This is a genomic window from Mycobacterium sp. (genome assembly GCF_002863225.1).
Lineage (GTDB): Bacteria > Actinomycetota > Actinomycetes > Mycobacteriales > Mycobacteriaceae > Mycobacterium.
Genome location: NZ_PKEK01000039.1, coordinates 66,838 through 93,442, shown reverse-complemented (window position 1 = coordinate 93,442; position 26,605 = coordinate 66,838). Strand labels below are relative to the sequence as shown.

25 protein-coding genes are annotated in these 26,605 nt (G+C 64.5%); 12 read left to right on the top strand and 13 right to left on the bottom strand.

Annotated elements, in window-relative coordinates; genetic code table 11:
• Positions 1 to 7 precede the first annotated feature (7 nt).
• A complete protein-coding gene (locus CYU59_RS09495; RefSeq protein ID WP_292988549.1) occupies positions 8 to 1,279 on the bottom strand; it encodes an MFS transporter in 1,272 nt (423 codons plus the stop codon).
• Positions 1,280 to 1,403: 124 nt separating this feature from the next.
• Between CYU59_RS09495 and CYU59_RS09490 the strand changes: the two genes are divergently transcribed.
• Positions 1,404 to 2,813: an amidase gene (locus CYU59_RS09490; protein ID WP_292988547.1), complete on the top strand. Its 1,410-nt coding sequence runs from the start codon at positions 1,404 to 1,406 to the stop codon at positions 2,811 to 2,813.
• Between the two features lie 41 nt (positions 2,814 to 2,854).
• Here CYU59_RS09490 and CYU59_RS09485 read toward each other — a convergent pair whose 3' ends face one another.
• Positions 2,855 to 3,277 carry a thioesterase family protein gene (locus CYU59_RS09485; RefSeq protein WP_292988545.1) on the bottom strand — a complete coding sequence of 141 codons (423 nt, stop codon included), beginning with the start codon at positions 3,275 to 3,277 and terminating at the stop codon, positions 2,855 to 2,857.
• A 408-nt stretch (positions 3,278 to 3,685) separates the two neighbouring features.
• On the opposite strand from CYU59_RS09485, the gene CYU59_RS09480 reads away from it, so the two are divergent.
• The 3 genes from CYU59_RS09480 to CYU59_RS09470 all read left to right on the top strand — a co-directional run bounded on the left by CYU59_RS09480 (position 3,686) and on the right by CYU59_RS09470 (position 9,638).
• Complete coding sequence (locus CYU59_RS09480; protein ID WP_292988543.1) at positions 3,686 to 5,719, top strand: toprim domain-containing protein; 2,034 nt, start codon at positions 3,686 to 3,688, stop codon at positions 5,717 to 5,719.
• A 9-nt stretch (positions 5,720 to 5,728) separates the two neighbouring features.
• The gene (locus CYU59_RS09475) at positions 5,729 to 7,858 is read left to right on the top strand and encodes a DNA gyrase subunit A (RefSeq protein ID WP_292988541.1); all 2,130 of its coding nucleotides are present in this window, start codon (positions 5,729 to 5,731) and stop codon (positions 7,856 to 7,858) included.
• A gap of 85 nt (positions 7,859 to 7,943) precedes the next feature.
• Positions 7,944 to 9,638, top strand: coding sequence for a GMC family oxidoreductase N-terminal domain-containing protein (locus CYU59_RS09470; protein ID WP_292988539.1), 1,695 nt, complete (start codon positions 7,944 to 7,946; stop codon positions 9,636 to 9,638).
• Positions 9,639 to 9,716: 78 nt separating this feature from the next.
• Here the strand turns inward: CYU59_RS09470 and CYU59_RS09465 are convergent, their stop codons facing one another.
• Entirely contained in the window at positions 9,717 to 11,417 is a 1,701-nt protein-coding gene (locus CYU59_RS09465) for an NAD(P)/FAD-dependent oxidoreductase (RefSeq protein ID WP_292988537.1), read from the bottom strand.
• A 142-nt stretch (positions 11,418 to 11,559) separates the two neighbouring features.
• Between CYU59_RS09465 and CYU59_RS09460 the strand changes: the two genes are divergently transcribed.
• The 3 genes from CYU59_RS09460 (at position 11,560) to CYU59_RS09450 (ending at position 13,788) form a co-directional block, all read left to right on the top strand.
• The gene (locus CYU59_RS09460; protein WP_292988535.1) at positions 11,560 to 12,132 is read left to right on the top strand and encodes a TetR/AcrR family transcriptional regulator; all 573 of its coding nucleotides are present in this window, start codon (positions 11,560 to 11,562) and stop codon (positions 12,130 to 12,132) included.
• A 227-nt stretch (positions 12,133 to 12,359) separates the two neighbouring features.
• Positions 12,360 to 13,244, top strand: a complete 885-nt coding sequence (locus CYU59_RS09455) for an alpha/beta hydrolase (RefSeq protein ID WP_292988533.1) — start codon at positions 12,360 to 12,362, stop codon at positions 13,242 to 13,244.
• A gap of 103 nt (positions 13,245 to 13,347) precedes the next feature.
• Positions 13,348 to 13,788: a pyridoxamine 5'-phosphate oxidase family protein gene (locus tag CYU59_RS09450; RefSeq protein WP_292988531.1), complete on the top strand. Its 441-nt coding sequence runs from the start codon at positions 13,348 to 13,350 to the stop codon at positions 13,786 to 13,788.
• Between the two features lie 90 nt (positions 13,789 to 13,878).
• Here the strand turns inward: CYU59_RS09450 and CYU59_RS09445 are convergent, their stop codons facing one another.
• Together CYU59_RS09445 and CYU59_RS09440 are read right to left on the bottom strand one after the other, a co-directional pair.
• Positions 13,879 to 15,051 (bottom strand): metallophosphoesterase, encoded by a 1,173-nt coding sequence (locus tag CYU59_RS09445; RefSeq protein WP_292988529.1) that lies wholly within the window; start codon positions 15,049 to 15,051, stop codon positions 13,879 to 13,881.
• Positions 15,052 to 15,153: 102 nt separating this feature from the next.
• Positions 15,154 to 15,927, bottom strand: a complete 774-nt coding sequence (locus CYU59_RS09440; protein ID WP_292988527.1) for an alpha/beta fold hydrolase — start codon at positions 15,925 to 15,927, stop codon at positions 15,154 to 15,156.
• Between the two features lie 158 nt (positions 15,928 to 16,085).
• Between CYU59_RS09440 and CYU59_RS09435 the strand changes: the two genes are divergently transcribed.
• Entirely contained in the window at positions 16,086 to 16,895 is an 810-nt protein-coding gene (locus tag CYU59_RS09435) for an LLM class F420-dependent oxidoreductase (RefSeq protein ID WP_292988525.1), read from the top strand.
• A gap of 12 nt (positions 16,896 to 16,907) precedes the next feature.
• On the opposite strand, the gene CYU59_RS09430 is transcribed toward CYU59_RS09435, so the two are convergent.
• Positions 16,908 to 17,675, bottom strand: coding sequence for an SDR family NAD(P)-dependent oxidoreductase (locus CYU59_RS09430; protein WP_292988523.1), 768 nt, complete (start codon positions 17,673 to 17,675; stop codon positions 16,908 to 16,910).
• Positions 17,676 to 17,772: 97 nt separating this feature from the next.
• Positions 17,773 to 18,741 (bottom strand): aldo/keto reductase, encoded by a 969-nt coding sequence (locus CYU59_RS09425; protein WP_292988521.1) that lies wholly within the window; start codon positions 18,739 to 18,741, stop codon positions 17,773 to 17,775.
• 183 nt (positions 18,742 to 18,924) lie between these two features.
• Here CYU59_RS09425 and CYU59_RS09420 point away from each other — a divergent pair, with 183 nt between their 5' ends.
• Complete coding sequence (locus CYU59_RS09420) at positions 18,925 to 19,740, top strand: helix-turn-helix transcriptional regulator (protein ID WP_292988519.1); 816 nt, start codon at positions 18,925 to 18,927, stop codon at positions 19,738 to 19,740.
• A gap of 769 nt (positions 19,741 to 20,509) precedes the next feature.
• Here the strand turns inward: CYU59_RS09420 and CYU59_RS09415 are convergent.
• Positions 20,510 to 20,812: a hypothetical protein gene (locus CYU59_RS09415; protein WP_292988517.1), complete on the bottom strand. Its 303-nt coding sequence runs from the start codon at positions 20,810 to 20,812 to the stop codon at positions 20,510 to 20,512.
• On the opposite strand from CYU59_RS09415, the gene CYU59_RS09410 reads away from it, so the two are divergent.
• Complete coding sequence (locus tag CYU59_RS09410) at positions 20,799 to 21,020, top strand: hypothetical protein (RefSeq protein WP_292988515.1); 222 nt, start codon at positions 20,799 to 20,801, stop codon at positions 21,018 to 21,020. The two genes, CYU59_RS09415 and CYU59_RS09410, sit on opposite strands and share 14 nt — an antisense overlap.
• Positions 21,021 to 21,111: 91 nt before the next feature.
• A complete protein-coding gene (locus tag CYU59_RS09405; protein WP_292988513.1) occupies positions 21,112 to 21,441 on the top strand; it encodes an Lsr2 family protein in 330 nt (109 codons plus the stop codon).
• Positions 21,442 to 21,451: 10 nt separating this feature from the next.
• Here the strand turns inward: CYU59_RS09405 and CYU59_RS09400 are convergent, their stop codons facing one another.
• Together CYU59_RS09400 and CYU59_RS09395 are read right to left on the bottom strand one after the other, a co-directional pair.
• Positions 21,452 to 22,411, bottom strand: coding sequence for a MerR family transcriptional regulator (locus tag CYU59_RS09400; protein WP_292988511.1), 960 nt, complete (start codon positions 22,409 to 22,411; stop codon positions 21,452 to 21,454).
• A gap of 118 nt (positions 22,412 to 22,529) precedes the next feature.
• Positions 22,530 to 23,018: an esterase gene (locus CYU59_RS09395; RefSeq protein WP_292988509.1), complete on the bottom strand. Its 489-nt coding sequence runs from the start codon at positions 23,016 to 23,018 to the stop codon at positions 22,530 to 22,532.
• Positions 23,019 to 23,170: 152 nt separating this feature from the next.
• Here CYU59_RS09395 and CYU59_RS09390 point away from each other — a divergent pair, with 152 nt between their 5' ends.
• A complete protein-coding gene (locus CYU59_RS09390; RefSeq protein ID WP_292988507.1) occupies positions 23,171 to 23,662 on the top strand; it encodes a hypothetical protein in 492 nt (163 codons plus the stop codon).
• 663 nt (positions 23,663 to 24,325) lie between these two features.
• Here CYU59_RS09390 and CYU59_RS09385 read toward each other — a convergent pair.
• The 3 genes from CYU59_RS09385 to CYU59_RS09375 all read right to left on the bottom strand — a co-directional run bounded on the left by CYU59_RS09385 (position 24,326) and on the right by CYU59_RS09375 (position 26,587).
• Positions 24,326 to 24,991, bottom strand: coding sequence for an NIPSNAP family protein (locus CYU59_RS09385; protein WP_292988505.1), 666 nt, complete (start codon positions 24,989 to 24,991; stop codon positions 24,326 to 24,328).
• A gap of 208 nt (positions 24,992 to 25,199) precedes the next feature.
• Positions 25,200 to 25,592: a tautomerase family protein gene (locus CYU59_RS09380; protein WP_292988503.1), complete on the bottom strand. Its 393-nt coding sequence runs from the start codon at positions 25,590 to 25,592 to the stop codon at positions 25,200 to 25,202.
• Between the two features lie 2 nt (positions 25,593 to 25,594).
• Positions 25,595 to 26,587, bottom strand: coding sequence for a nitronate monooxygenase (locus CYU59_RS09375; RefSeq protein ID WP_292988501.1), 993 nt, complete (start codon positions 26,585 to 26,587; stop codon positions 25,595 to 25,597).
• Positions 26,588 to 26,605 lie beyond the last annotated feature (18 nt).

Genomic DNA, 26,605 nt, shown 5'->3' with positions numbered 1-26,605 from the left:
ACTGGCCCTAGTCCGGGTCGGCGAGCAGCGCCTCGTCGGTGAGGGCTTCGAGTTCTTTGCCTTTGGTCTCCGGTCCGAGCAGGTATCCGACGATTGTCAGGACCCACAGGCCGCCCAGCGCCAGGTAGGGCACCTGCAGGCCGTAATGCATGATGGCCCAGCCGACGACGCTCGGCGCCGCGATGGACGCGACGCGTCCACCACCGACAGCGATTCCGAAGCCGGTGCCGCGCAGCACTGTTGGGAATAGTTCGGAGATGTAGGTGTCGCCGACACCCCAGAGCCAACCGAGCGTGGCTATCGCGACGGCGCCAGAGATTTGGTAATGAGCAAGCGAGTCAGAGGTGGCCGCAAAAACCGTCGAGACGATCTCGAGTAACGCGGCGACGATTGCCGAGGGGCGTCGACCTATCCAGTCGGCCAGTGCGGTGCCGAGAAAGGCGAACACCGCTTGCAGCAGAAAGAACACCAGTGCGTAGCGGATCGCATCGATTGGTGTGGCGTGAAATCGCCTGACGATGGTCGTAGTCAGGAACACCGTCATGCCCCAGTAACCGACGGCGTTGGCGGTGTAGATGAGCCAGCCTGCTACCAACCGTCGGCGCACACCGGGCAAGTGCCACAGCCGCGGCCGGGTCTCAGTGCTGGCCCGCACCGCAACGTAACGGTGCGACTCGCTGATACCTCGCCGGACGACGAACAACAGCACGGCCGGCACTATCGCGACCAGGAAAGCCGACTGCCAGCCGAAGCGTGGCACCAATATCAGCGCGACACCAGCGGCGAGCACGTAGCCGAGTGAGAACAGCGAGAAGATGACGCCGCCGACACCGATGGCACGGGTCTTCGCCGGCCATACCTCCGCCGTATACGGCGCACCGACGGCGAGTTCGCCGGCACCGCCGACGCCGGTCAGGAAACGCAGACCGGTGAATGCGGCCGGGTTGGTGGTGAGCCCGGCCAGCGACGTCGTGATCCCGTAGAGCAGGATCGACGCCCCGAGCGTGTTCTTCCGTCCCCATCGGTCGGCGGCCACGCCGAAGCCGACGGTGCCGATGGTGTAGCCGAGCAGGAAGATCGAACCGATGTATCCGGCATGGGCCTCATCGATGTGCAGCGTCTTCTTGATCTCGGGCAGTACCAGGCCGTAGATGTTTACGGCGTAGGAGTCGAACCCGTAGCCCAGTCCGGCGGTCAGCGCGATCGGTAGCGCTTGCCGCAATGTCGCCGGAGCTAGCTGGAGTTTTCGGGCCGGAATGCTGTCGACGCTCGTCCCCACCCGCGAACCGTACGCGGCGATGCGTGCCGCGCTGAAGTATCTCGATCGTGGTGATTACTGATCACCGTGGCACCTGATCGCGCATCACCCCTGCAGAGCCGGCCCTCTTCGAGAGAATAGGACAATGGACGCCGACCTCACCTACTCGGACGCGACGAAACTGGCCGAGTTGATCCGCAACCGCGAAGTCACCTCCGTGGAGGTCGTGCAGGCCCATCTCGACCGAATCGACGCGATCAACCCGAAACTCAACGCCATCGTCACGTGGGCCGACGGCGCACTCGACGCCGCGGCCTCCGCGGACGAAGCCCTCGCAGCAGGAGCCGCGATCGGACCCCTCCACGGCGTCCCGTTCACTGTGAAGGACTCGATTGACACCGCAGACGTCATGACTCAGCGGGGCTCACCAATCTTCAAGGGACGCAGCCCCGTTGCCGATGCGACCAGTGTGGCGCGGATCAGACGTGCCGGCGGCATTCTCATCGCCAAGACAAACCTTCCCGAGTTCTCCTACTCGACAGAAAGCGACAATCTTCTGACCGGGAGATCGAACAATCCCTGGAATCTCGATCGCACACCCGGAGGTTCAAGCGGTGGCGAATCTGCCGTCATCGCAGCGGGTCTCAGTCCTTTCGGTCTCGGTACCGACCTCGCCATCTCGGTCCGCGGGCCCGCGGCACATACCGGCATCGTGTCCCTCAAGCCCACCCACGGCCGTATTCCCATGACCGGAGTCTGGCCGCGGGCACCGCGACGGGACTGGCACGTGGGTCCGATGGCACGCACGATCCGCGACCTCGCGTTGACGTACCCGCTCCTGGCTGGGCCGGACGGTCTCGACGGCTTTTCGGTCACCAAGCCGACGTACGACCGTGGTGTCGGTCCTGCTCCGGCGCAACCACTCCGGGTCGGCTGGCTCGTCGACTCGGGTCTCGGGCCCATCGAGCCCGAGGTGGCCGCCACCGTTCGCGCGGCAGCTGAAGCGCTCACCGAACTCGGCGCGATCGTAGAACCCGTGAACATCCCCGCCTTCGAACGTGACAACCCACTCGACGTGTTCTTCCGGCAGCTGGTCATGGAGGTAAAACCCGAGTTCGCGACTGTCACCGCCGGGCACGCGGACCAGATGTTCAAGATTTCCAAGGGCCTGCTGGCCACGCCGGACACCTCCATCGAGGCATATGTCGACGCTGAACAGGGTTACGAGCGTCTCCGCGATGGACTGGCCGCGTACTTCGCTGACTACGACGCCCTGTTGCTGCCCGTCACCCCGTTCCCAGCGCCGCCGCATGGAACCACCGAGTTCGTCGTCGACGGTCAGACCGTCGATGCCAGTGCTCACGTGATGGCCTACACCGTGCCGTTCAATATCACCGGATTACCTGCTCTGACAATGCGTTTCGGTACCAGCAGCGACGGTCTGCCGATCGGGATCCAGTTGGCGGCGCAGTGGCACGCCGAGTCGACCGTATTGCACCTGGCGTCGCTGCTGGAGTCAGTCAGCAGTGTGCGCGACCTGCACCCCGACATCTAAAGCACACCGCAACAGCGAATACTGTTGCGGTGACGCTGTTGTCATTTCGATTGGAGATCCGCGAGCCGCTTAGCAGCGGTCGCGCTCAGGGGCGTCGCGCGGTGGGTGTCGTCGTCGACTTGCACGATGACCGTGCGGGCCAGTGCCACACACTGGTCTCGCTGAAAAAGGGCCTGCGCCAGGGTGATCGAGCTTCGGCCGACTGAATCGACCTTTGTCCCGATCGCAACCTGACCGGGCCAGGTCAACTCGCCACGGAAGTCCAGCTCGAGATGGGCGATGACAAAGGATTTGCCCTCTTCGAGGATGCCCGTATCGGGCGCGTGGAGCAGTTCGACCCGACCGGTTTCCAACGCCGTCGAGAACACCGAGTTGTTGACGTGTCCTTGTCGATCGGTGTCGGCGTAGCGCAACTTGTCGTAGGAATGCGCAGGAAACTGCGCAAGCGTCGGGGCGTCGTCCATAGCGGTGTCCACTTCTGTCGGCGTATCGCGGTGCGGTTGTATCAGCTGGCCTGCCGCCGCGCAGCACCTCAGCGAGTGGCAAGTCAACTTGGAGCGAACACAGAATGCCATGGCCAGCTTGTCGACGTGGGCGCCGTCGGCCAGCAACAGATTCAACGCGCCTCCGGACTAACTGTCGGCCACGATGACGCAGCTCCGGGACCGGCAGCCGGCGCACGTCGAATCCGCCCAGCAACACTGGAGGCCGCCAGATTTAGCCGTGGGAAAAGTCACCGTCGCGGCTACTTAGAGATGTCGGGCCAAGCGTCTACCATTTCTCCGAAACCCCACTATTCGCAGAGTAAATCGCCGGTGGGAGTCCGTGCGGTCGGTCCGCCCCTACTTGGCCCCAAAGGAGAGCGACGCGCAGTGAGTTACACCGCCGCCGACATCACCGAACTCGACGATGTCCAGCACACACGCCTGCGGCCGGCGGTGAACCTCGGTCTGGACGTGCTCAACACCGCGCTACGCGAGATCGTCGACAACGCCATCGAAGAGGTCGCCGATCCGAGCCACGGCGGCTCGACCGTGACCATCACTCTGCACGCCGACGGCTCGGTCAGCGTCGCCGACGACGGCCGTGGCCTGCCCATCGACTCCGATCCGGTGAACGGGAAGAACGGCATCGTCAAGACGCTGGGCACCGCACGCGCCGGCGGCAAGTTCTCCGCGCACGTCGACGCGACCAGCACGGGTGCCGGTCTGAACGGAATCGGCGCCGCCGCAGCGGTTTTCATCTCTGCCCGAACTGACGTGACGGTACGGCGGGGCGGCAAGACCTACCTGCAGAGCTTCGGCGGCGGCTACCCAGGAGAGTTCGAGGGCAAGGACTTCGACCCGGACGCCCCCTTCACCCGCGCTGACACCCAGAAGTTGCGCGGCTCCGGCAATCGCAAACCCGATGCCCACGGCACCACGGTGCGCATCCTGTTCGACGCGACCGTGGTGCCGGATTCGACCGTCGACATCAACGAGGTGCTGCTGCGAGCCCATGCCGCGGCGCGGATGTCCCCGGGTGTGCACCTGACCGTCGTCGACGAAGACTGGCCCGGCGACACCGTCCGGCCCGAACTGCTCGAACCGTTCAACGGACCGTGGGGCAGCGAGACCCTGCTGGACCTCATGTGCGTCGCCGCCGGCACGCCCGTGCCCGGTGTGCGCGCGGTGGTGGAGGGCCGCGGCGACTACACGACCGGCCGCGGCCCGACCCCGTTCCGCTGGTCCCTGACGGCGGGCCCCGCCGAACCGGCCACCGTCGCCGCATTCTGCAATACCGTTCGCACTCCGGGCGGCGGATCGCATCTGACCGCTGCGGTGAAAGGTTTGTCCGAAGCGCTGGCCGATCGTGCTTCCCGTATCCGCGATCTCGGCCTGGCCAAGGGCGAAGACGGCCCGGAGGCGCAGGATTTCGCGGCAGTGACCGCGCTCGCCGTGGACACCCGAGCACCCGACGTGTCCTGGGACTCTCAAGCCAAGACCGCGGTGTCGTCGCGCTCACTGAACGTGGCGATGGCCCCGGACGTGGCGCGCAGCGTGACCATCTGGGCGGCCAATCCCGGCAATGCAGACGCGGTCTCGCTGTGGACGAGGCTGGCCTTGGAGTCGGCCCGTGCGCGGCGCAGCGCCGAAGGTGCCAAGGCCCGGTCCCGGGCCGCGTCGAAGGCCAAGGGTCTCGGGACGAACCTGTCGTTGCCGCCGAAGTTGCTGCCCAGCCGGGAATCTGGACGCGGGTCGGGCGCTGAATTGTTCCTGTGCGAGGGCGATTCGGCATTGGGCACCATCAAGGCGGCGCGCGACGCCACCTTCCAGGCCGCCTTCCCGCTGAAAGGCAAGCCGCCCAACGTTTACGGGTTCACCGTGAGCAAGGCGCGAGTCAAGGACGAGTTCGACTCGATCGAACGCATCCTGGGCTGCGGGGTGCGCGACAACTGCGACCCGGAGTCGTGCCGGTACGACCGGATCCTGTTCGCCTCCGACGCTGACCCCGACGGTGGCAACATCAACTCGAGCCTCATCTCGATGTTCCTGGACTTCTACCGGCCGCTCGTCAAAGCCGGGATGGTCTACGTGACCCTGCCGCCGCTGTTCGTGGTCAAGGACGGCCAGCAGCGGATCTACTGCCAGGACGAATCCGAACGCGATGCCGCCGTGGCCCAGATGAAGGCCACCTCCAAGCGCAAGGTCGAGGTGCAGCGCAACAAGGGTCTCGGCGAGATGGACGCCGACGACTTCTGGAACACCGTGCTGGATCCCCAGCGCCGCACCGTCATTCGAGTACATCTGGACGACGGCGACCCGAAGCTGCACCACACCCTGTTCGGTGGGCCGCCGGAGGGCAGGCGCACGTGGATGGCCGATGTCGCCTCCCGCGTCGACACCGCCGCTCTCGACCTCGACTAGGAGTACGACGTGACCGCCATCATCGAACAGAACCCCGACTTGGTGCTCGACCAGAGCGCCGACGATTACTGGAACCACTACCAGCTCACCTTCGCGCTCTACAGCGTCAGCGATCGTGCCATCCCGTCCGCCTTCGACGGACTCAAGCCGGGGCAGCGTCGCCTGCTGTACCAGATGCACGACTCCCGGCTGCTGCCCGGAAACAAGCCGCAGAAGTCCTCGAAGGTCTGCTCGGCGGTCACCGGCAACCTGCACCCGCACGGCGGCGCATCGATGTACGGGGCGGCGGCCCTGATGGCGGCGGATTTTCAGCGCGTGAAAGTCATTGACGGACAAGGCGCTTTCCCGCGCATCCAGGGCGACATTCCCGCCGCCGACCGCTACACCGAGATGCGGTTGTCGGCACCCGGCGCGGCGCTGACCGCTGAACTCAACGACCATGCCGTCCCGATGGTCTCGACGTTCGACGGCGAGTGGATCGAGCCGACGATGTTGCCCGCGCAATGGCCGGTACTGCTCTGCAACGGCGCCGTCGGCATCGCCGAAGGCTGGGCCACCAAGGTTCCCGCGCACAATCCGCGCGAGATCATGGCGGCCTGTCGCGCCCTGCTGAAGACCCCGAACATGACCGACGACAGGTTGATGAAGCTGATCCCCGGCCCCGACTGGGGTTGCGGCGCCAGCGTGGTCGGCACGGCCGGGTTGCGGGAGTACATCACGACCGGCCGGGGACAACTCACGGTCCGGGGCACGGTGTCGGTGGACGGGAAGAACGTCATCGTCACCGAGCTGCCGCCCGGCGTGGCGAGTAACACTGTGCAAGAACGGATCCGGGCCCTGGTCGAATCGGGCGAAATGTCCGGCGTGGCCGACATGTCCGATCTGACCGACCGCCGCAACGGACTGCGCATCGTGGTCACCGCCAAACGCGGGCACAGCGCCGAGCAGATCCGCGACCAACTGCTGGCCCTCACTCCGCTGGAATCGACGTTCGCCGCCAGCCTGGTTGCTCTCGACGAAGACCGGGTGCCGCGATGGTGGACGGTGCGCGAGCTGATCGGCGCTTTCCTGCACCTACGCGACTCGGTGGTGCTGCGCCGCAGCGAATATCGACTGGAGAAGGTCACTGCGCGGCGCCATCTGGTGGCCGGCCTGATGACCATCCACCTCGACATCGACGCCGCGGTGGCGGTGATTCGTGGCTCCGACACCGTCGACGACGCCCGCCAGGGGCTGCAGGATCGGTTCTCGATCGACACCGAACAAGCCGACTACGTTCTCGGGTTGCAGCTGCGACGGTTGACCAAGCTCGACGTCATCGAGTTACAGGCCGAGGCGGAGAAGCTGGACGCAGAATTCCTCGAGCTGACCGAGCTGGTGTCGAACCCCGACGCGCGTCGAGTGGTGATCGATCAGGAACTGGTGGAGACGGCAAAGCTGTTCAAGGGAGCGGAATTCGACCGCCGCACCGTGCTGGATCTCGAGGCCACACCGGTGTCGTCCGGCGTCGACGAAGACGGGCCGCGCGAGCGGAAGGTCAACGCCGCGTGGCGACTCGACGACCGCGGGGTGTTCTCCGACAGCCACGGCGATCTGCTGACCTCCGGTCTGGGCTGGGCGGTGTGGACCGACGGACGAGTCAAGTTCACCAACGGCAGCGGCCTTCCCTACAAGATCCGCGACATCCCGGTGGCACCGGACATCACCGGGCTCGTGCGTTCAGGGGTCCTGGCCGACGGCCACCACCTGGCGCTGGTCACGCGGCGCGGGAAGGTGCTGCGCATCGACCCTGCCGCGGTGAATCCCCAAGGTGCGGCGGGGAACGGGGTCGCAGGCGTGAAGCTGGCGGCCGACGGTGACGAGGTGATCGCCGCATTGCCACTTAGCTGTGAGAACGGCGAAGCCATCTTGTCGATCTCCGAAAAGGGTTGGAAAGTAACCGAAGTCGCCGATATCCCGGTGAAGGGCCGCGGCGGCGCCGGAGTCGGCTTCCATCCCTTCGTCAACGGTGAAGATGCGCTACTGGCAGCCGCGGTCTCGGCGACCGGGTTCGTGCGGGGCAAGAAGGCTGTGCGGGCCGAGAAGCGCGCCAAGGCGTCGGTCAAGGGATCCGGCAGCGACGTCACGCCTGCGACGTAGACGGCCGGCGGGTTCGCTTACCGCAACTGCACGAGGTCATCGCACACAAGGACACGGATTTGACGCCTAGAGGGCTGACACCGGAATGAGCCCGGTCGCCGAATTCGACTTCGTCATCGTGGGCGCAGGCAGTGCCGGCTGTCTGCTCGCCAATCGGCTCAGCGCCAACCCCGATCGCCGTGTGCTCCTGATTGAGGCCGGCGGCAAAGACAATTGGTTTTGGATCAAGGTGCCGGTGGGCTATCTGTACACGATCGCCAACCCCCGCACCGATTGGTGCTTTGCGACCGAGGCCGATCCCGGCCTGGCCGGCCGCAGTATTCACTACGCGCGAGGCCGGGTGATCGGCGGCAGCTCGTCGATCAACGCGATGATCCACATGCGCGGACAGGCCAGCGACTACGACCTGTGGGCGCAAGCCACCGGTGACGAGCGATGGCGGTGGGGTGGCTCGGACAGCCCGGGTGAGACGCTGGCCATCTACAAAGAGTTAGAAGACTATTTCGGCGGCGCCGACGAATGGCACGGTGTCGGCGGTGAGATCCGCGTCGAGCGCCCTCGCGTGAGCTGGAAGATCCTGGACGCCTGGCAATCCGCAGCGGCCCAACTGGGCATCGCCCCGATCGATGAGTTCAACCGGGGCGTCAACGCCGGCAGTGCGTACTTTCACGTCAACCAGCGGCGTGGCCGTCGCTGGTCGATGGCCGATGCCTTTCTGCATCCCGTCGCCCACCGACCCAATCTCACCGTCTACACACAGACAAAGGCCTTGCGGCTCCTGATGGACGGTCAGGTCCACGACGATCAGCGTCGCGGTGCCTGGACCACGGCGCAGCAACGCGCCACCGGTCTGCGATTGCTCAAAGACGGTCGCATTTTCGAGGTTCGAGCCCGCCGCGAGGTGATCTTGAGCGCCGGAGCCGTTGGCTCGCCGCATTTGATGCAGGTCTCGGGTCTAGGACCGGCTGATCTGCTTGCCGCGCATGACGTTCCGGTCGTCGTCGACCTGCCAGGAGTGGGCGAAAATCTCCAGGATCACTTACAGATTCGAACGATCTACCGGGTCCGGGGCGCCCCGACCGTCAACACGCTGTACCGGAATTGGATCAGTCGTGTGGGCATGGGACTTCAGTACCTGCTGTCGCGATCCGGGCCCATGACCATGCCGCCGTCCACCCTCGGGGCTTTCGCCAAGAGCGACCCCGCGCTGGCAAGTGCTGATTTGGAATGGCATGTGCAGCCCTTGTCTCTGCCGAAGTTCGGCGAACCCTTGCACCCGTTCGGAGCGATCACACCCTCGGTCTGCAATCTGCGACCCACCTCTCGTGGTCATGTGCGCATGGCCAACGCAGATCCACTGACCAACCCGAAGATTCTCTGCAATTACCTGTCGACCGACGCCGACCGCGAGATCGCCGTGAAGGGCCTTCGGATGACCCGGCAGATCATGGCAGCGCCGGCTCTGGCTCGCTACGATCCGCAGGAGTTGCTTCCCGGCCCGGAACTGACGAGTGACGACGAGCTGCAGACAGCAGCCGGCGAGCTAGGGACCACCATCTTCCACCCGGTCGGCACCTGCACCATGGGGGCCTTTGACGCCCGCGGGCTGCCGCAGTCAGCCGGCACTGTCCTCGACACCGACTGCCGCGTGTACCGCGTCGCCGGCCTGCGAGTAGTCGATGCATCGGCCATGCCCACCATCATCTCCGGCAACACCAACGCGCCAGTCATGCTCATCGCAGAGCGTGCAGCCCGGGCGATCGTAGGGTCCGTCGACTGACATCGAGACATCAAGAGACGCAGGAGTTCTAGGGGCGCCGGCGCGCGAGTTCGAATAAGCAGCTGCGACCGTAGCGGTTCAGTGGTGTAGCGCCCGGGTTGTGGTGAAGGGGTCGAAGTCGTCCTCCCAGGTGGGCAGGGCTGAGGAGTCGGCGAGTTGGCCGCCGCTGCGGATGAAGGGCACGAGATCGCGTCCAAGGATGCTGCCCGCGGCGTTGACACCGCTGAGCATGGAGCCCACCGTGCCGGGTCCCCAAGCGGTGCTGGTGCCGACGGTGTACAGGCCTGGGATTGGAGTGGTGTCCCTGGGGCGCATCGGGCCGGTCTGGGAAAGTCGCAGTTGGAGCCCGAAGGGTGCGCCGGCGGTGTTGTTGACGAATCTCGTTTGTGTCGCCGGTGTTCCGAGTTCGGTCAGTTTCACCCTCGGCGATGATCCCGGGAATGCCTGTTCCATCCGATCGAGCATTCCGTCGATGATGATCTTCTTGACCTCCTGGTAGCCGGAGTCCTGGCTGTAGTCGCCATTGGCGACGTTGTACCCGTCGAACCCCCACAACCGTGGGTCCCACGGTGTGACAGTTTGCACCTCGATGGTGGCGTGCCCTTGTGGTGCGGCGCGGTGATTGCCCGGGTCCCGCCGTGAGGAGGACTGGACGAACATCGGTTGGCTGTGCGCCGTGTCGCGCGCCCAGTCAGATCCGTCGCCGAACCCGTTGCCGTTGAGGGTGTCTCGACCGAATGCCGCCATGCTCCGGTACGACTCCGCCGGCCCCCAGTCCGGGATCGCGAAGTAGTTGCTGTTGGGTCGGTCCGCGAGGTCGATCTCCACTCCGAAGAATCCGTTGATCAACGGCTGCGACATCTTCCACCCGGCGACGCGACGCCGGAACAGCCGCGGAAGCTGTTCCAAGCCAACCAGATCGGTGTAAGTCTTGATGATGTCGGCATCGGATACCACCGTCGCCGAGGAGAGCACTTCGCCGTCGGCCAACCGGACACCCTGGACACGACCGTTGCCGAGCAGGATTTTGGAGACCTCGCTGTGGGTGCGGATCTCCCCACCATGGGCGGTGATCACCGCGGCGAACCCGGCAGCCAGGATCTGTCCCCCGCCCTTGGGGTAGTAGGACCCGGTGCCGACGTAGTCCTGGAAGAACGCCGCCATCGCCGCGGTCGGCAGCACAGTGGGACTACACGCCACCGCACCGGACTGCACCGACAACGCGTAGGCCATGCGCGGAGGAATCCCGAGTGCGGCCAGCGTCGCGCCGTAGGGCAATCCCATGAACGCCGCTGCCCGACCCGCCCGAGCTGCCCAGCGGGCCATCCCACCGGCGGTGACCATGTCGTTGCGGTCGTGGGCCTCCCCGATCCGGCGCATCAACCCGTGAAAACGGCGCACCGACTTGCGCTCGCCGGGGAAAGCGTCGATCAAATTGGCCTCGTAGGCGTCCCAGCCCACCGGGGTGGCCAGTTCGAAACCGGGAGCGATGATGCGGTCGAAGCCGCTTTGATCCATCGGCAGCCAGGTGATCCGGTCGTCGATCCCGATACCGCGCATCATCGCGGTGACGATGCCGTCGGGTCCGCAGTGGCTGACGTAGTGCACACCGCAGTCGAACTCCCACTGACCGCGCCGGCCGAAGACGTGCGATGAGCCGCCGAGGGTCGTGTAGCGCTCCAGCAGCAAGGTCTTGCGACCCGCGGCCGCCAGGTACGCGGCCGTCGACAGGCCACCGAGTCCAGACCCGATCACGATCGCGTCCCATTGCTTGCTCATCTATCAGGCTCCTCCCCGGCGGCCCATCACGAGTCGCTATACCGATCGATCTACTGGCTGGCCGCAAACGTAGTATATCGATCGGTATACTTGCAACTGCCCGACGCTGCGCCGGGATTGGCCGAGTGCGGAGGATCTGGGTGTGAAAGTCCGAGACAAGTTGGTCCTCAGCACTATTGACCTCATGCGTCGGCACGGCGTCGCCGGAACCGGGATCACCGCGATCCTTGAACGCAGTCACGTCGCGCGCCGGTCGATCTACCTCAACTTTCCCAACGGCAAAACCGAACTGGTGCAGGAAGCAACACGTGTGGCGGGCAACTTCCTCGATCAGCAGATCGCGACCGCTCTGCAGCAACCCACTCCGCAGAAATCGTTGGACGCCTTCATCGCCGGATGGAAGAAAGTAGTCGCAGAAAGCGATTTCGCTGCGGGCTGCCCCATTGCCGCCGCCGGCCTCGCCCGATCGTCCGAACCCGAGATCGCCGACATCGCCGGCGAAACCTTCATCCGGTGGCGGGATGCGATCAGCAGGTCCCTGCGCGATCACGGGTTCCCCAAAAGCACCGCGCATGCTTTGGCCAACACCGTCCTGGCGGCTGTCGAGGGCGCCGTGGTCATGGCGCAGGCCGAGAAGTCCCTTGCTCCCCTCGACGACGTCCACCGCCAGCTCCGTCTGCTTCTGCGCCATCACACTGAGCACTTGGCGCAATAACGCTCGACGGGGCTGTATCCCGTGCTGGGACTGATGGCCGCGCAAGTTAATGGGTCGAGCCGCGGCGGGGGGTTCGACTCGCTAGTGGCAGTGCTTGGCAGTGCCGAGGGTGGGAATGGCAGCTGGTTGTCGGCATTTTCGGATGTGCGGATGTGAAACGAGTCGTTGACACCGACCTGTGATCGCGCCCCGCGAAACTGCGCAACTTGAAGGACAGGTCTCCGCCGATGAATACCAATACAGCAGACTTTCTGGCCCAGCCGCTGCAATTCGCCGAGGTCGGCCGCGCGCGAATCGCTTACCGAAAGTTCGGTGGGGGACCGGTTTTGTTGTTGCTGCACGGCTTTCCGTTTTCGAGCCTGACGTACCGGCATCTCGTGCCCCATCTACAACGCCATTTCACCTGCTACGCCCTCGACACACCGGGCTCCGGTGACACGGAGTGGCACAGAAATTACAATTTTCACTTCCAAGCCCAGGCACACACCGTCCGCCAGTTCGTCGACGCGATCGGCGTTCAGTCGTACACGGTGGTGGGTCATGACAGCGGCGCGACGCTCGCGCGGCTGCTGGCCCTGATTGACCCTGAACGCGTGGAGCGGCTGATTCTCCTCAACACCGAAATACCGGGACACCGGCCGCCACTGATACCGCAGTATTCAGCGTTGGCCCGCATTCCCGGCTCGACTGAGCTCATGAGGCCTGTCTTTCGGTCGCGTCGAGCCCTGAGGTCGCGTGCGATGTTCGGTCAGGTGTTCTCAGACCGCGACCGCCTCGACGACGACTTCTTTCGTTGCGTCACAGACCCGATACTTCAGCACCGAACACGTCGCGAGGGTTTTCGCCGCTATCTGCTGGGCTTTGACTGGCGCATCGTGGACGACTTCCAGACCACACACGCCCGAATATCTGCGCCGGTTCGTTTGATCTGGGGTGCTGATGACCCGTTCTTCCCTGTCCATCTGGCTCGCGACATGACCGAACAGTTCGGCCCGACTGCGCAACTGTCCGTCATCGCTAACGCGAAACTCCTTGTTCACGAAGAACATCCGGATCACGTCGCAGCAGCCGTGGTGGATTTCATGCAATCCCAGCAAGCAGCACACCCCTAATTACGTAGGACTCGGCTGTGACGGGCGCGCGCCGGGAGGGCCTGAGTTTTTGTCGTCGAACCGTAACGCCCAGCGCCGATTTCGGTCTTGTTAACCTCGTCTCATGCCACGAAAATTCAGTGACGAAGAAATTGAGGCGTATCTCGATAGCCGCCCATCCTGGGCCATGTTCAGCACCATCGACACAGACGGATTCCCGCACACCGTACCCCTTGGATACTTTCGCCTCGGCCGCGACATCATCATGGGTGTACGCGATGGGACACGCAAAGTTGCCAACGTCGAAAGCAATCCGAACGTGAGCGTGATGCTCGAAGACGGCTCCAGCATGGAAGACATCCGGGGGGTGCTGCTCCAAGGTCACGCCCGCATCGTTCGCGAACCAAGCGAAACACTTCAGCTTGCGAGGGAAGGCGCCCGGAAACGGGGCGTGCCCGAGCCCGAATGGCCCACCGCACCCAGACCGGGCTCCACCTACATCCGCATGACACCCGTCAGAACAATCTCCTGGGACTACGCACCTTCAAGGCCAGACCAGGCTTAGCTCCGCCGATCGTCCTGGGAGGTATTCGCTGGAACCCGACCTGTTGTGCCTGCAGCGCAATGCTTTTCGCCGCTATTCGTTGCGCAGCGGCTAGACGCTGCGCAACGTCAGCAGGGTGAGCTCGCTGGGCGCGAATACCCGGAAGGGCGGTCCCCAGAAGCCGCTGCCCCTGCTCGTATAGAGCTGTGTGCGCTCACCATGCCGGCTCAACCCGTGCACCACGGGCTGGTCGAGCCGGACGAGGAAATTGAACGGCCAGATCTGCCCGCCGTGCGTGTGTCCCGAGAGTTGCAGATCGACACCCGCCGCGGCCGCATGCCTGACGAGCTTGGGCTGGTGAGCGAGGAGCAACACCGGCAGCGTCGGGTCTGCCCCCGCGAGCGCCGTGCCGACGTCGGCGCCGTGCCCCTCGAGGCCCGATCCCTGCGCGGTGATGTCGTCGACGCCGGCAATCACGAGCGCGTCGTCGCCACGGTTGATTACGAGGTGCCGGTTGCGCAGCGTCTCCCAGCCGATGCCCTGCATGAAATTCAGCCAGCCCTCGGCCTCACTGAAGTACTCGTGGTTGCCGGTGACGTACAGCCGGGCATGCGCCGCGCGCACACGGGCGAGCGGTGCGGCCTGCGCCTCCCGCACATCGGCTGTGCCGTCGGCGATATCACCGAGGTGGCACACCACGTCGGCGTCGAGTTCGTTGACCCGTTCAACCATCGCCGCGGACCAGCCGGCGCGGTCGAGCGGGCCATAGTGCGTATCGGTGATGATCGCCACCCGCAGTCCGTCCAGCCCCGGGCCGAGCCGCGGAATCGTCACGTCGACGTGCCTGACGCGCGGCACCCGCATCGCTTCGAAATGGCCCCACACGAGTAGCACAGCCACCACGACGACGACCGCGGCTGCGACGATTCGCGATCTTTCCGGGTCCTCGACACCGGACACCAGCAGAGCCAGCCGAAGCACCAGAGACAACACCGACCAGACGAAAAGCACCCAGACCGCACCCAGCAAGACGTCGCCCGCTATGGCCGTCCCGTCCCGGTGCCTGCGCCCGTGCCCCCACACCATCGTCATCAGCAGCGCGACCACTGCGGCGACGAACGCCAGCGTCCCGTTCACGAGTACGGCTGTGGGCCAACGATTCCCCGCGAACAGCAGCGTCCACCACGGCACCCCGAACAGCAGCGCCACGATCGCGGACACCACGAGCAGCCGCCGCGCTCGCAAGTGTCTGACAGCTCGTGTCCGCAGGGTCTGATCAGCCATTGACAACGACGCTACCTGGCACCGCGCCGCCCGGCGTCGACGTACGGACCAACCGCAGTCCGCTCGAGCCATGGGTGTCACGAGCTCAGACAGAATCGCGAATTAACCGGTGGCTTCCAGGATCAGCTGCACCGTCTCCTCGGGTTGGTCCCAGTGGGGGAAGTGGCCACAGTCGGCGAACCAATGCAGGGTGGCGTCGGGAAAGGCTTGCATCGCGGTGTCGGCTTCGCTCGGCAGGGTCACCCGGTCGTTGCGACCCCAGCCGATCGTGACCCGCCCCTGCAGCGAACCTGCCGGTGCGCCTTGCTGTTTGGGGCCGTGCACCAGCGCGTGCACCGCGGCATCCAGGCTCGGAGAGCTGTTGAAGTTGCGCAGTTCTCCCAGCACCAGATCCGCGGGTAGCCGCCACGGTTTGGCGGAGAACTGCAGCAGCAGCGCGGTCCGCCCGACGGCGCTCTTGGTCAGGGCGGGCAGGAGCGGTTGAATGCGCTTGACCAAGGCGATCGACGGGCCCACGGTGGCGCCGAAGATTTTGACCTGCCGGTCGGACCAGAATCCCCCCGGATCGAGCGCGACTACGTCACCGGAATGACCGCGGCGGGCCAAGTCGAGCACGATGCGAGCGCCCATCGAACTACCGACCACGTCGACGCCGCCGAGATCCTGCTCGTCGATGAAATTCTCGACGGCATCGGTAAGGGTGGCGACGGAGACCTCACCGGCCAGTGGTGGGCTCTGGCCGAAGCCGGGGAGGTCGATGGCGATCACCGTGCGCTCGCGGGCCAGGTCAGGGACGACGAGGTCCCAGTTGTGCAGGTTGGAGATGCCGTGGACGAGTAGGAGCGGTGTGCCTGATCCGATGCGAACTGAGTGCATCCCCAGGGGATACCCCGTGCTAAACGGGCGTGCTGCGCGTCGTGGCATCGGCCACCAGTTTCTCGTGCCCTCTCATGACATCGATTCGCCGACCCGGAATAAACCCGTACCCGATGAACTTGGCTCAAGCGTCGCCCTCACCTGACTCAGGAGCATGCATGACTCGTCCCGTCCGCGTCGCCGTTCAGATCCAGCCAGGAGGCACACCCGACTACCGCACGTGGCGCGACGCCGTACTGGCCGCCGACGATCTCGGTGTCGACGTCATCTTCGGTTACGACCATTTCCACCGCCCGGCTATGAAGGGCATCGTCGATGGCAAACCCGTTTTGAAAGACGAGCAGCCAGACGTCGCCAACTTCGAGGGCTGGACAGCGCTCGCGTCGTGGGGCGAGATCACCTCACACGCTGAAATCGGGTTGCTCGTCACCGGCGTCGGTTATCGCAACCCCGACCTGCTCGCCGACATGGCGCGCACCGTCGACCACATCAGCGGCGGCCGCCTCATCCTCGGCCTCGGCGCCGGCTGGTACGAAAAGGACTACACCACATACGGTTACGACTTCGGCACCTTTGGCTCACGCTTCGACCTGTTCGACGAGAGCCTGATCCGCATCGAGAACCGGCTTGCCGCACTGATCCCGCCGCCCGTGCGCAAGCTCCCGATCCTGATCGGTGGCACGGGGCCCAAGCGCTCGTTGCCCGCCGTTGCCAAGCACGCCGACATCTGGCATGCGTTCCAGGATCTCGACGCGTTCCGCCGGTCCAGTGACCGGGTCGACGAGTTGGCGGCGACCTACGGCCGCAACGGTGCCGACATCGAACGTTCGACACTCTGGACGAACGGCCCGGATGCCGATGCCTTCCGCGAGACAGGCGTCACGCTGTTCCAGACCGAGCTCACCTCCGACAACGGTTACGACCTCGCGCATCTCAAAGAGGTCGTAGCCTGGCGGGACAACGGTTGAGGCCACGACGCGTCAAGAACCGACGTTAGGGTCAGCCTCGTTGAGGGTGCGCACAACGTCGTCGTAGTCACCACGCACCTCGGCGTAGCGCAGGAACTTGACCCGCTCAACCTGGATCTCCTTGCCGTCTGAGTCGCTCTCCAAGATCTGGACGACCTCGGCGATGAACTCCTCCAAAGGCATCGCGAAGGAGCTTTCCCGTTGTCCGGGAAGCAAATCCGTGGCCACCGATGGGGGTACCAGTTCCTTCAGCGTTACGGCGGTGTCGGCGAGCTGCAGACGCAGTGACTCCGTGAGCAGGTGGATGGCGGCCTTAGAGGCGTTGTAGCTAGGAGTGATCTTCAGCGGCGTGAACGCCAGTCCGGACGACACAGTGATGATGGTGGCCGCCGGTTGCTTTTGGAGGTGGTCGATGAATGCCGCGATCAAGCGAATCGGCCCCAGGAGGTTGGTGGTGATCACCGCTTCGGCCGACTCGAGGAAGCCGTCAGGATGATGCCAGTCCTCCACCCGCATAACCCCCGCCATGGCGATAACGACGTTGAGGTCGGGATGCTTGGCCAACACTGACGCGGCAGCGGCGGAGATGCTGGCCGGATCAGTGGTATCGATCTGGACGGTGTCGATACCGGGATGCTGAGCGGCTATGTGGTCGAGCAACGCGGTGCGTCGCCCGCCCACGATGACGGTGTTGCCCTTGTCCTGCAACGCAAGCGCCAATGCAAGCCCGATGCCGCTGGTCGACCCCGGAATGAAGATTGTGTTCCCGCTGATATCCATGGTTTTCCTCCCCGCGTCAGCGTTTTTGCTCACTGACTGGAACGCCTCCCGCAGCCCGAATGATCCTCACGCCAATGTGTCGTCGCGGACGGTGTAGTCAACGCACGCCGTGATCGGCGTACCGTCCGCCCTGCACTTGATCGCTGAGGGGTTGTAGTTGCGCCAGAGTCGCGGCGTCCAGCTCGACGTCCAGTGAAGCAATGTTCTCGTCGAGCCGGCTGGCGTGGCGTGTTCCGGGGATCGGCACCACCGGAACGCCGAGCCGGTCGGCCTGGGCGTACACCCAGGCCAACGCCACCTGTGCCGGCAGCACACCGAGACGCTCGGCGGTGGCGCGGACGGTGTCGGCGATGACTTGGTTCTGCTGGCTGGCGTCACCGGTGAACCGTGGATTGCGAGCGCGGAAGTCACCAGGGTCCAGATTTTCGGCTTTCACCGACCCGGTTAGAAACCCCCGGCCCAACGGGGCGTAAGGCACTAGGCCGATGCCGAGCTCGGCCATCACCGGGGTGACGTCTTCGACTTCTCTTGTCCACAAGGAATATTCGCTCTGCACCGCAGCAATGGGATGCACGTTGTGGGCGCGGCGCAACACATCGGTGCCGACCTCGCTGAGCCCTAGGTATCGGACTTTGCCTGCATCCACCAATTCGGCCATCGCCCCCACGGTGTCCTCGATCTCGGCATTGTCCGGGGGGCGATGCAGGTAGTAGAGGTCGATGTGGTCGACGCCCAACCGCAGAAGGGATGCATCGCAGGACCGCTTCACGTACGGCGGATCGCCTCTGTGGACCCGGTTCTCGTCCCCACCGCTGCGGTCGATGCCGAACTTCGTCGCGATCTGGACATCGTCGCGCTGACCTACGATCGCTCGGCCGACCAGCACTTCGTTGTGACCGGAGCCGTACTGGTCGGCGGTGTCGAACAGAGTCACTCCGACGTCGATGGCGTGCCGGATGGTCGCGATGCTCGTGTCCCAGTCGGACGCGCCGTAGTACTCGCTCATACCCATGCAGCCCAGTCCCTGAGCTGACACGTCAAGACCACCCAGTGCGGTCCGCCTCATGATCGATCAGTCCTTTCCGAAGGTCATGTCGTCAAGCATTTGGAGACTATTCAGTTGCCGAGCAAGCACAATGGGTGCAGTACACCTAGGCAGCGTTGCTGACGGGTCGCGGTGGGCGGTTTGCGCCGGGACTTCGGCGATCGTGAGCAGCCGCCGTTAGCCGGGACACCTACACTGCCGATCATGGGCAGCGATGGCCTCGGAGAGTACTTGCGAGCACGCCGCGCCGAAGTGTCGCCGGTCGATGTGGGACTTCCCAGCGACGGTTTTCGCCGGGTCGCTGGACTCCGGCGCGAAGAAGTGGCGCTGCTCGCCGGGATGAGTGCTGACTACTACACGCGGCTCGAGCAGGGACGCGAACGGCGCCCCTCGCCTCAGGTCGTCGACGCCTTGGCCGCCATCCTGCAGCTTGGGGATGGCGCCCGTGAGCATTTGTTCCGGCTGGCAGGGCTGAGCCCTCAGGAACGCGGCAGCGTCAGCACACGCGTTGACCCGGCGTTGCTCGACCTGCTCGACATGTGGCCGCTCAATCCCGCGTTCGTCTACAACAGGGCCTTCGACGTGCTCGCCAGCAACAAGATCGCCGATGCCATGTTCTTGAAGTGGACGCACTCCAAGAACCTGATGCACGTCATCTTCACCGAGCCCGACGCCCAGACCTTCTACCGCAACTGGTCAGTTGTCGCAGAGGACGCGGTGGCCAGCTTCCGACACGGTTTCGGGTTGGCACCTGATGACGTGCGGCTCTGTACTGTCCGCGACGAATTGCTCGAGGCCAGTCCCGCTTTCGCAAGGTTGTGGGGCCGCAATGACGCGCGACGAAAATCGCTGCAGAAGAAGACTTTTCGGCATCCCGTCGTGGGAGAAATGACCTTGACAATGCAGACCTTCGATGTGCGGTCCAGTCCTGGCCAGGAATTGGTCGTGTATCACGCCGAACCCGGCTCACCGAGCGCCGAGGCGCTGGCGGTGCTTTGCTCGTCGGCCGAGGACGAATGACGTCATCGCCCATGGCGATGCGCTCGCCGCGACCTGCCGCTCACGATCGCGAGTACAAGATGCCAAAGGCGGTCGGCCGGGCACCGAACGTCTGACTTCGTCACCGAGTGAACCATCTCGGCCGGGTTAGCCCGGGATCGGCCGCTCACCGATTTTCCCGTCGACGCTCGACAGCATCGCAGACCAAAACCGCCTCATTAGTGCCATTGACAAATGGCAACATTGAATATTGACTACAATGACATTGGTCGGATTCGTGGTGTCAGGAAGTTTATCCACGGCTATTTCAGGGGGTGGTCATGCCAGCGACCGACACGGCGGTAGCGGCGCCTTCCCGCGAAGCGGGGGTCTGGCCGCTGGGCCTGGCACCGGTGTTCGCCGGCGCACTGAAGGTAGGCCGGCGCTACTTGGACAACTCGGTCCACCGCTTATCGAACTCCTCGTTCTCGCCAACTTCTCGTGCCCGACAGGGCGTTCGGAAAGACCTGTGCCGTGGCCGTCAGGCTCGAGCCTCCGCCGTCACCACTTCCGACCGGTTTGCCGAGATCCGTTTGGCGACGCGGTGTTGAAAGGCAGCACGCCCTCTGCCCCGGCGTCGTTGGATTCGGGCACCCGTGATGGCGCGGTGCGAGCGTTGGGCCCGATGAGCAGGCCGTTCAGCGTCATCACTCCTCTGGTCGATGACCTCATCGATCGAGCTTCGGCACTCGGGCTGGGTGCCTACCGAATGACCGCGGCTCCGACTTCTGGGCTGCTCGCTGTCGCGCGGCTACCGCTGAGGCTGAACGCAGCCCTCGATGACGTTGCTGCGCTTCGCCGTTCGGCTCAATTCATTGCCGACAACCTGGCAGAACTGAGCAAGAGCGCGGCGGGTATAGACACCAATGCTGAGCGGCTCGGTGTCGAAATCGAAGCCGTCGCCAAGATCGTCCCAACCCTGCAGCGGCTCACTGAGATCGTCGACCCATTGGACGGCACTGTCCTTCGCCTGGGCAGGCTTGTCGATCGCCTCCCCCGTGGTGGCGGCCGGCGCCCACCCCGACGTGAGTCCGGCAACGATGAATGACGACACCACCGGCGATCCTGCGTTCACGGTCGGTTGCCGGGTCCGCCTACGCGCCGACTCCACGCAAACCGGGGAAATCGTCGACGATTTCGGCGTGCTGCCTTACGTCGACGTCGTTGTCGGCGATGTGGTCATCAGCGCGCGGCGCTGGGCAGTGCTCTGTGACAGCGGGCAGTTGAGGTTCGTCGACAGCGCAGGGCTGGAGAGCCTGTGAGCGCTGAAGCGGGGCCGAGAAGGTCGATGACCGGTGAGCGCGTGCGATGCAGCACCGCACTGCTACTACCCGTCGTCCCGGGGAGGCTTACATGGCCAAGAAAGTAGCCGTCGAGCTGATCGACGACCTCAGCGGCGAACCAGGGGCCACCACAACGCGCTTCGCTTTGGACGGCAGGCAATACGAGATTGATCTCGTCGACGACAGAGACCTTCGTGTGAAAATGGCTCCCTGGATTGCCAAGAGCCGCATCGTCGAAGTGCCCAACAAGAAAGTAATGAAACGCCGTCCCGGTCGAACTCGCCATGACATGCATCGGGTCCGACTGTGGGCCAAAGCGAACCATCATGCCGTGCCGGCCCGAGGCAAAATCCCACCGGCGATCATCGAAGCCTACGACAGGGACCGCGTGTGCCAATGATCGTTACGGCTCACCGGCGCGGGGAAGGTGCGTCGGGCGCCGCCGGCAGGTGCGGTTCGCCTGGGTGATGCGGCGACCGCTGAACGAAGTCCGCCAGCATGCTTGCCACGAGCTTCTGGGCTACTCCCTGCATCGAAGTGGCCAGGGTACCGGTGATCGACGAGACCGCCAGAGGGGCAAAGGCAACCAATGCTGCTACCAGTTCGGCAAATTCGGAGTCACTAGACGGGAGCTGTTCGGGAGCAAGCACATTCGCGGCGTACTCCACACCGGCGTGCACCAACACGTCGCTGATGCTCTGGATGTGGGGCAGCGTTTGTTCGTGGATGTCGAGAAGGGTGTCCAAAGTAACTCCGTGAGTGCGGATTTCGTTGAACGTTTCGATCAGTTGAGGGCGCATCAGCGTGGCGGTGGACCCGTCGACCTGGATGATGCCCAGTGCAGTGAGTCGTTCGAAGGCCGGCGGATCGGCGATCAAGTCCTGGGCCACTGTCAGAGGCATGCTGTGCGGATGGTCGGGTGCCCACGCGGCGGTAGCCGACGCGGGCTCGGGCAAACCCAGAAGGTCCGCCAGGCTTTTGCCGTCCTTATAGGCGCTGAGCAGCTCGCGCACGTTCGCGATGGTGTAGCCGCGCCGCAAAAGACCACTGATCAGTCGAAGCCGACTCAAATGACTGTCGTTGTAAATGGCCAGCCGCCCGACCCTGGGTGGAGCGTCCAGCAGACCCCGGTCACGGTATAGACGAATGTTGCGGGTCGTCGTGCCGGCCAGGCGCGCCAATTCCTCCATCCGGTATTCACCGCCGCTTCCGTCCGCATCGACGGACGGGGCAGCCATAGCTTCGAACAGTTGCGCCACCGCGGTGTCAATGACGTCGCGGCTGTGCCGACGGACCGGTTTGGATGCGCGCCGCACGTTGCTCACCACCGCGGCCACAGCCTTGTTGCGCCGCGATTTATCCGAAGCCATCCCACACTTTAACTTCCAGGCTCGCCGCACCGGCGGACTCCCGCGTGACGGCCGTGACTCGACAACAGTTAGGGCTGAGTTCCGCACAGACCGCCGCAGCCCAAACCGTTTGTGCGGCTTAGGGCGACGCCGGCCCAACGTGAATCGAAGTGTGACCATTCAGGCAGTCGACGGTGCCATATTCGAACGAGGATGTGGTTCCGCCGGGCACGGTCTGTTCGTCGCTGGCGGGATAACCCAGCTGTCCGTCGGGGCCGCCATCGGCGGTCCACGCCCACAGGATCTGTCCCGATACGGTGTGCGCACCGGTGTGCTGAGTCCAGTAGATGGCTCCGCTCTGAAATTCGTTGAAGCGACCCCCCTTTGGCCCTGGCTTCTCACTGGACGTCGGCTCACCCAGCCAACCGCTTGGACCACCGGAATCGCGGTATTTGGCCAAAATGGCGCCTTGGACGAGAAAGGTGCGACCGAGACTGACGATGAGGCTTGTGGTCGCGTTCGTGGCGGGCTTGGTATCAGCGGGTGTGGTCGCGCGCGAACATCCACACACCGCCACAGCGATGGTGACCGCGATCCCACACACCAGATTGCTCGAGTGCATCCTCATCTACGAATCTCCAATGAACTGATCTTCCGGGGACCGCTGAGCGTCAATGTGTGCGGCGAACCGCCGGCCGGCGAGCTTGAACGTCCAGGAGGACGGTTCGACTCGGAACCCGTTTCGCTTCAACTAACGCGTCTGATTGTTTACATTGATCAATGTACACAATTGTGGTGTACTCGTCCGAGATGGGTCGCCGGCTCGTCGTCAACCCGCCTCGTACCCGGCGAGGCGGTAGTGCAGCGTTCCAGTTCGCGCCCAACGAGATGGGGGTGGTGATGAGTTCGGCTGGCGCGCTTGGTGATCGGCTCACAGGTGGCCTGCTCGCCATCGCGGCGTTCGCCGCGGGCGTGGCGCTGCTGTGTTCCCCGGCGCATCTCGATGCCTACGACCGCCCGGGCCGTCACATCAGTTGTGGCTGCGGATTGATGGCCGACTACGGGCCTGCAACCGCCGCCGACCGCGGAAGACCGCACCCGTCCGCCACAGCAGCGCAACACGATGTCGGCACTGACTACGTCGGATCGTGTCACTCGGTGTTGAAGCGGCGGCGCGTCTGGGGCGCGCTGGCTATCGTGGCCGGCTTCAAGCCGGCGATGACCGCACTGCGCCGACAACGCGACCGATCCTCGACAACCACCGGCCTCTAACCACTCGCGGCTCGACCAGGAGCAACCATGGACGCACACCGTGCAGACGCGTCACGTCTCGCCGGGCTGACGCTGGCAGGAATCGGCTTCGCCCACTTCACCAACCCACGCCTATTCACACCCTCGACCACCCGTCGCGCATCACAGCGCCGTGCCCGGCTGCGCACCTACGCCACCGGAATCGTCGAAACCATGGTGGGACTATTGATCACGAACGCCGCGACGGCGAAGTGTTCCTTCGCTTCTCGGTGCATAGTCTGTCCACGGGACTGGATTCGACGCGTCGTCCCGACAGATCAGACATTTCTTCGCGGAGTAGACCTCCGGGCACGATGACCTCGGCCGCATCGCGGGGCATGCTAGACGTGCGTGCGGCGGCAGTCCCCCGCTGTGACAACCGGGACCGCGGATCGCAGCCGCTTCGCCGACCGCCTGACCAGTGGTGTCGAACTGATAGCGCCTAGGGTTCCGGTGCCAGCGGTACGCCTGGTCCGAGCGGCGCCAGTGCGCTGGCCATTTGCGCGACGAATCGTGCGACGTTCGGTCAATTCGACGCGATCACTTGCTGCGTATTGATCCAGGGCTTGATCATTGGATTGGCGCTGACAGCCGGCCCCGCAGCGCGGCCGCTGGTGCGCACAATCTTCGGATCAGCATCTACCTCTAGTGCAGGGGAGAGCCGGGCAGCGGCCAAGCCATGGTGGAGGTGGCTTCCAATATGTGCTCGGGGCCGCCGGGCGGCGGCCACTTGCCTGCGTCGACGAGGCGCTGCCGGACGGTTACCCGGTCATCGAGTCCTGAGAACGGCCAGATGTGGACAATGCGCGCCGGCCCGTCGAGCGCGTACATGACGACGGAAATCGGGTCGACGAGGTGACGGCCTGGAAGTTTGACTCGCCAGCCATCGATGGTTGCGGGAAGACCACCGGGAATGAGGTGATAGTCCCGGATTTCGTAAACGGAGCCGAACTCCCCGGTAGTGACTCGCGGCATGAAAGGAAACGGTGCGAAGCCCTGCATCGTCAGGTCGGTCAGGTGGCTGCCGGCGCCGAACGGCCTGGAACTGTGCGTCGCGCGCATCCGCTCGGCAGCCAACTCAGCGTCGTCTTCGAATTCGCGCAGAACGTAGACGCGCCCAAGAATGCCGTGTTCGGCTTCCCACTTGCCGAGCAGTCGACCACGGGCGTCCGGCGAAGTCAGCCACGGCTCGATGCCGGTTTTCGCCGACGCGGCGTCGGGCAGTCGGTAAGCCAGGGTGGTCAGTTCGTAGCGGAGCGCCTTCTCAGCGGGGCTGACGTCATCCCCGCTGATTACTGCTGGTTTGGACACGATCTCGATTCCTCTCCATCGACGGCGTCTCGTCACCCGTGGCGGCAAGGTGACACCTATTTCTACGCCGTCGAGCGCATGACTTCTTCGTCGATACTGACCCCAGCGGGTTGCGCGATAGCGTGAGCGACCGCAGTCGGGTTGAGCACCAAGCGATCTCGGCGTACCGCGCGTCTGCAGCGCAGACCCACCGGTTGGTACGCAGCCGTCAGCTCAGCTCGCCGGTCAAGAACTGAGCGCGTCCGTGTCCGAATGACCAATCCTCGTCGCCGTTTTCAGAGATTGACACGATCAAGTCGGTCGGATCGAGTGCACACCGGGTGGCCAGGTTGTCGGCGAGCAGTCGGTAGAACTGCTGCTTCATAGCCGCAGTACGCCTCCTACTCACGACGTGCACGATAACGAGTGCGTCAGACCGATCGATATCCAAACCAGTGTCCAATGCCACGATTTCGTGTTCCGGATGGGTGCGCACCACCTGATAACGGTCGCGGGGCGGTACACCGAATGCCTCGACGACCGCGTCGTGTACCGCATCGAGCACGGTCCGGATGGCCGCGGGTGTGCGACCTTCGATGAGGTCGACGTATATCAGGGGCACCGTTATTGTCCTTTGTCGGTTTCGAGCTCTGCTGCGCGCCGATTGAGGATTCGGCTCGCGGTGGTGACCATCTCATCGATGATCGCCGCCACTGGCTGCACCTGGTTGATTTGACCGATCGCTTCTCCGACGACCACGTCGGCGAAGTCGTAGTCTTCGTCCTGCCGGGCGTTGAGGAAGCGGGCACGTTGCACGTCGACGTCGGCACGCAACTCGTCTTCGTAGCCATGCCACCGCTCGGTGAAACTGTTGCGTAAAGTCCGGATGGTGTACGGCGCAGGCCATTCGAGCTGACGAACGATATCGAGCGCGCGCTGGCGGACGGTGTCGTCGCCGGAGGCCGCCAGGGCGTGTTTCTTTGCGGCCGAGGGGATCGGCGACTCCACCGCAGCCCAGAATCGCGTCCCGACTATGGCTCCGTCCGCGCCGAGGGCGAGCGCGGCCGCCAGCGAGCGGCCATCAGCGACGCCGCCCGCGGCAAGCAGCAGCGTGTCGGGGGCGTACCGGTCGAGCCGGTCAGCCATCTCAGGGATCAGGGTAAAGCTGGATCGGTGCGCTGCCCCGTGCCCGCCGGCTTCCCCACCTTGGGCGACGATGACGTCGGCGCCGATGTCGATGGCTTGGCCAGCTTGCTCGATCGTTTGGATCTGGCAGATCAGCGGGATGCCGGCGTTGCGTATCGCCGGCGCGAAGGTACCCGCGTCACCAAAGGACAGCATGATCGCTGCGGGTCGCCGCTCGACGACCTTCTCCAGGCATTCCGGATGTTCCGCCAGCGCCCAGGTGATGAAGCCGACTCCGAGCCCGTCGATCGGCCCTTTCTCGAGCTGGTCGTCAAGCCAGGGTTGCGTTGCATATCCCGCGCCCAGGATTCCGAGGCCACCGGCGTCGCCGACTGCCCGGGCCAGCTCCCAGTCGGCCACCATGGCCATGGGCGCCAACGCAATCGGGTGCCTGACACCGAAACGCGCGGTGAATCGGGTGGACAGTGTCATGACGTCTAACCTCCTCGA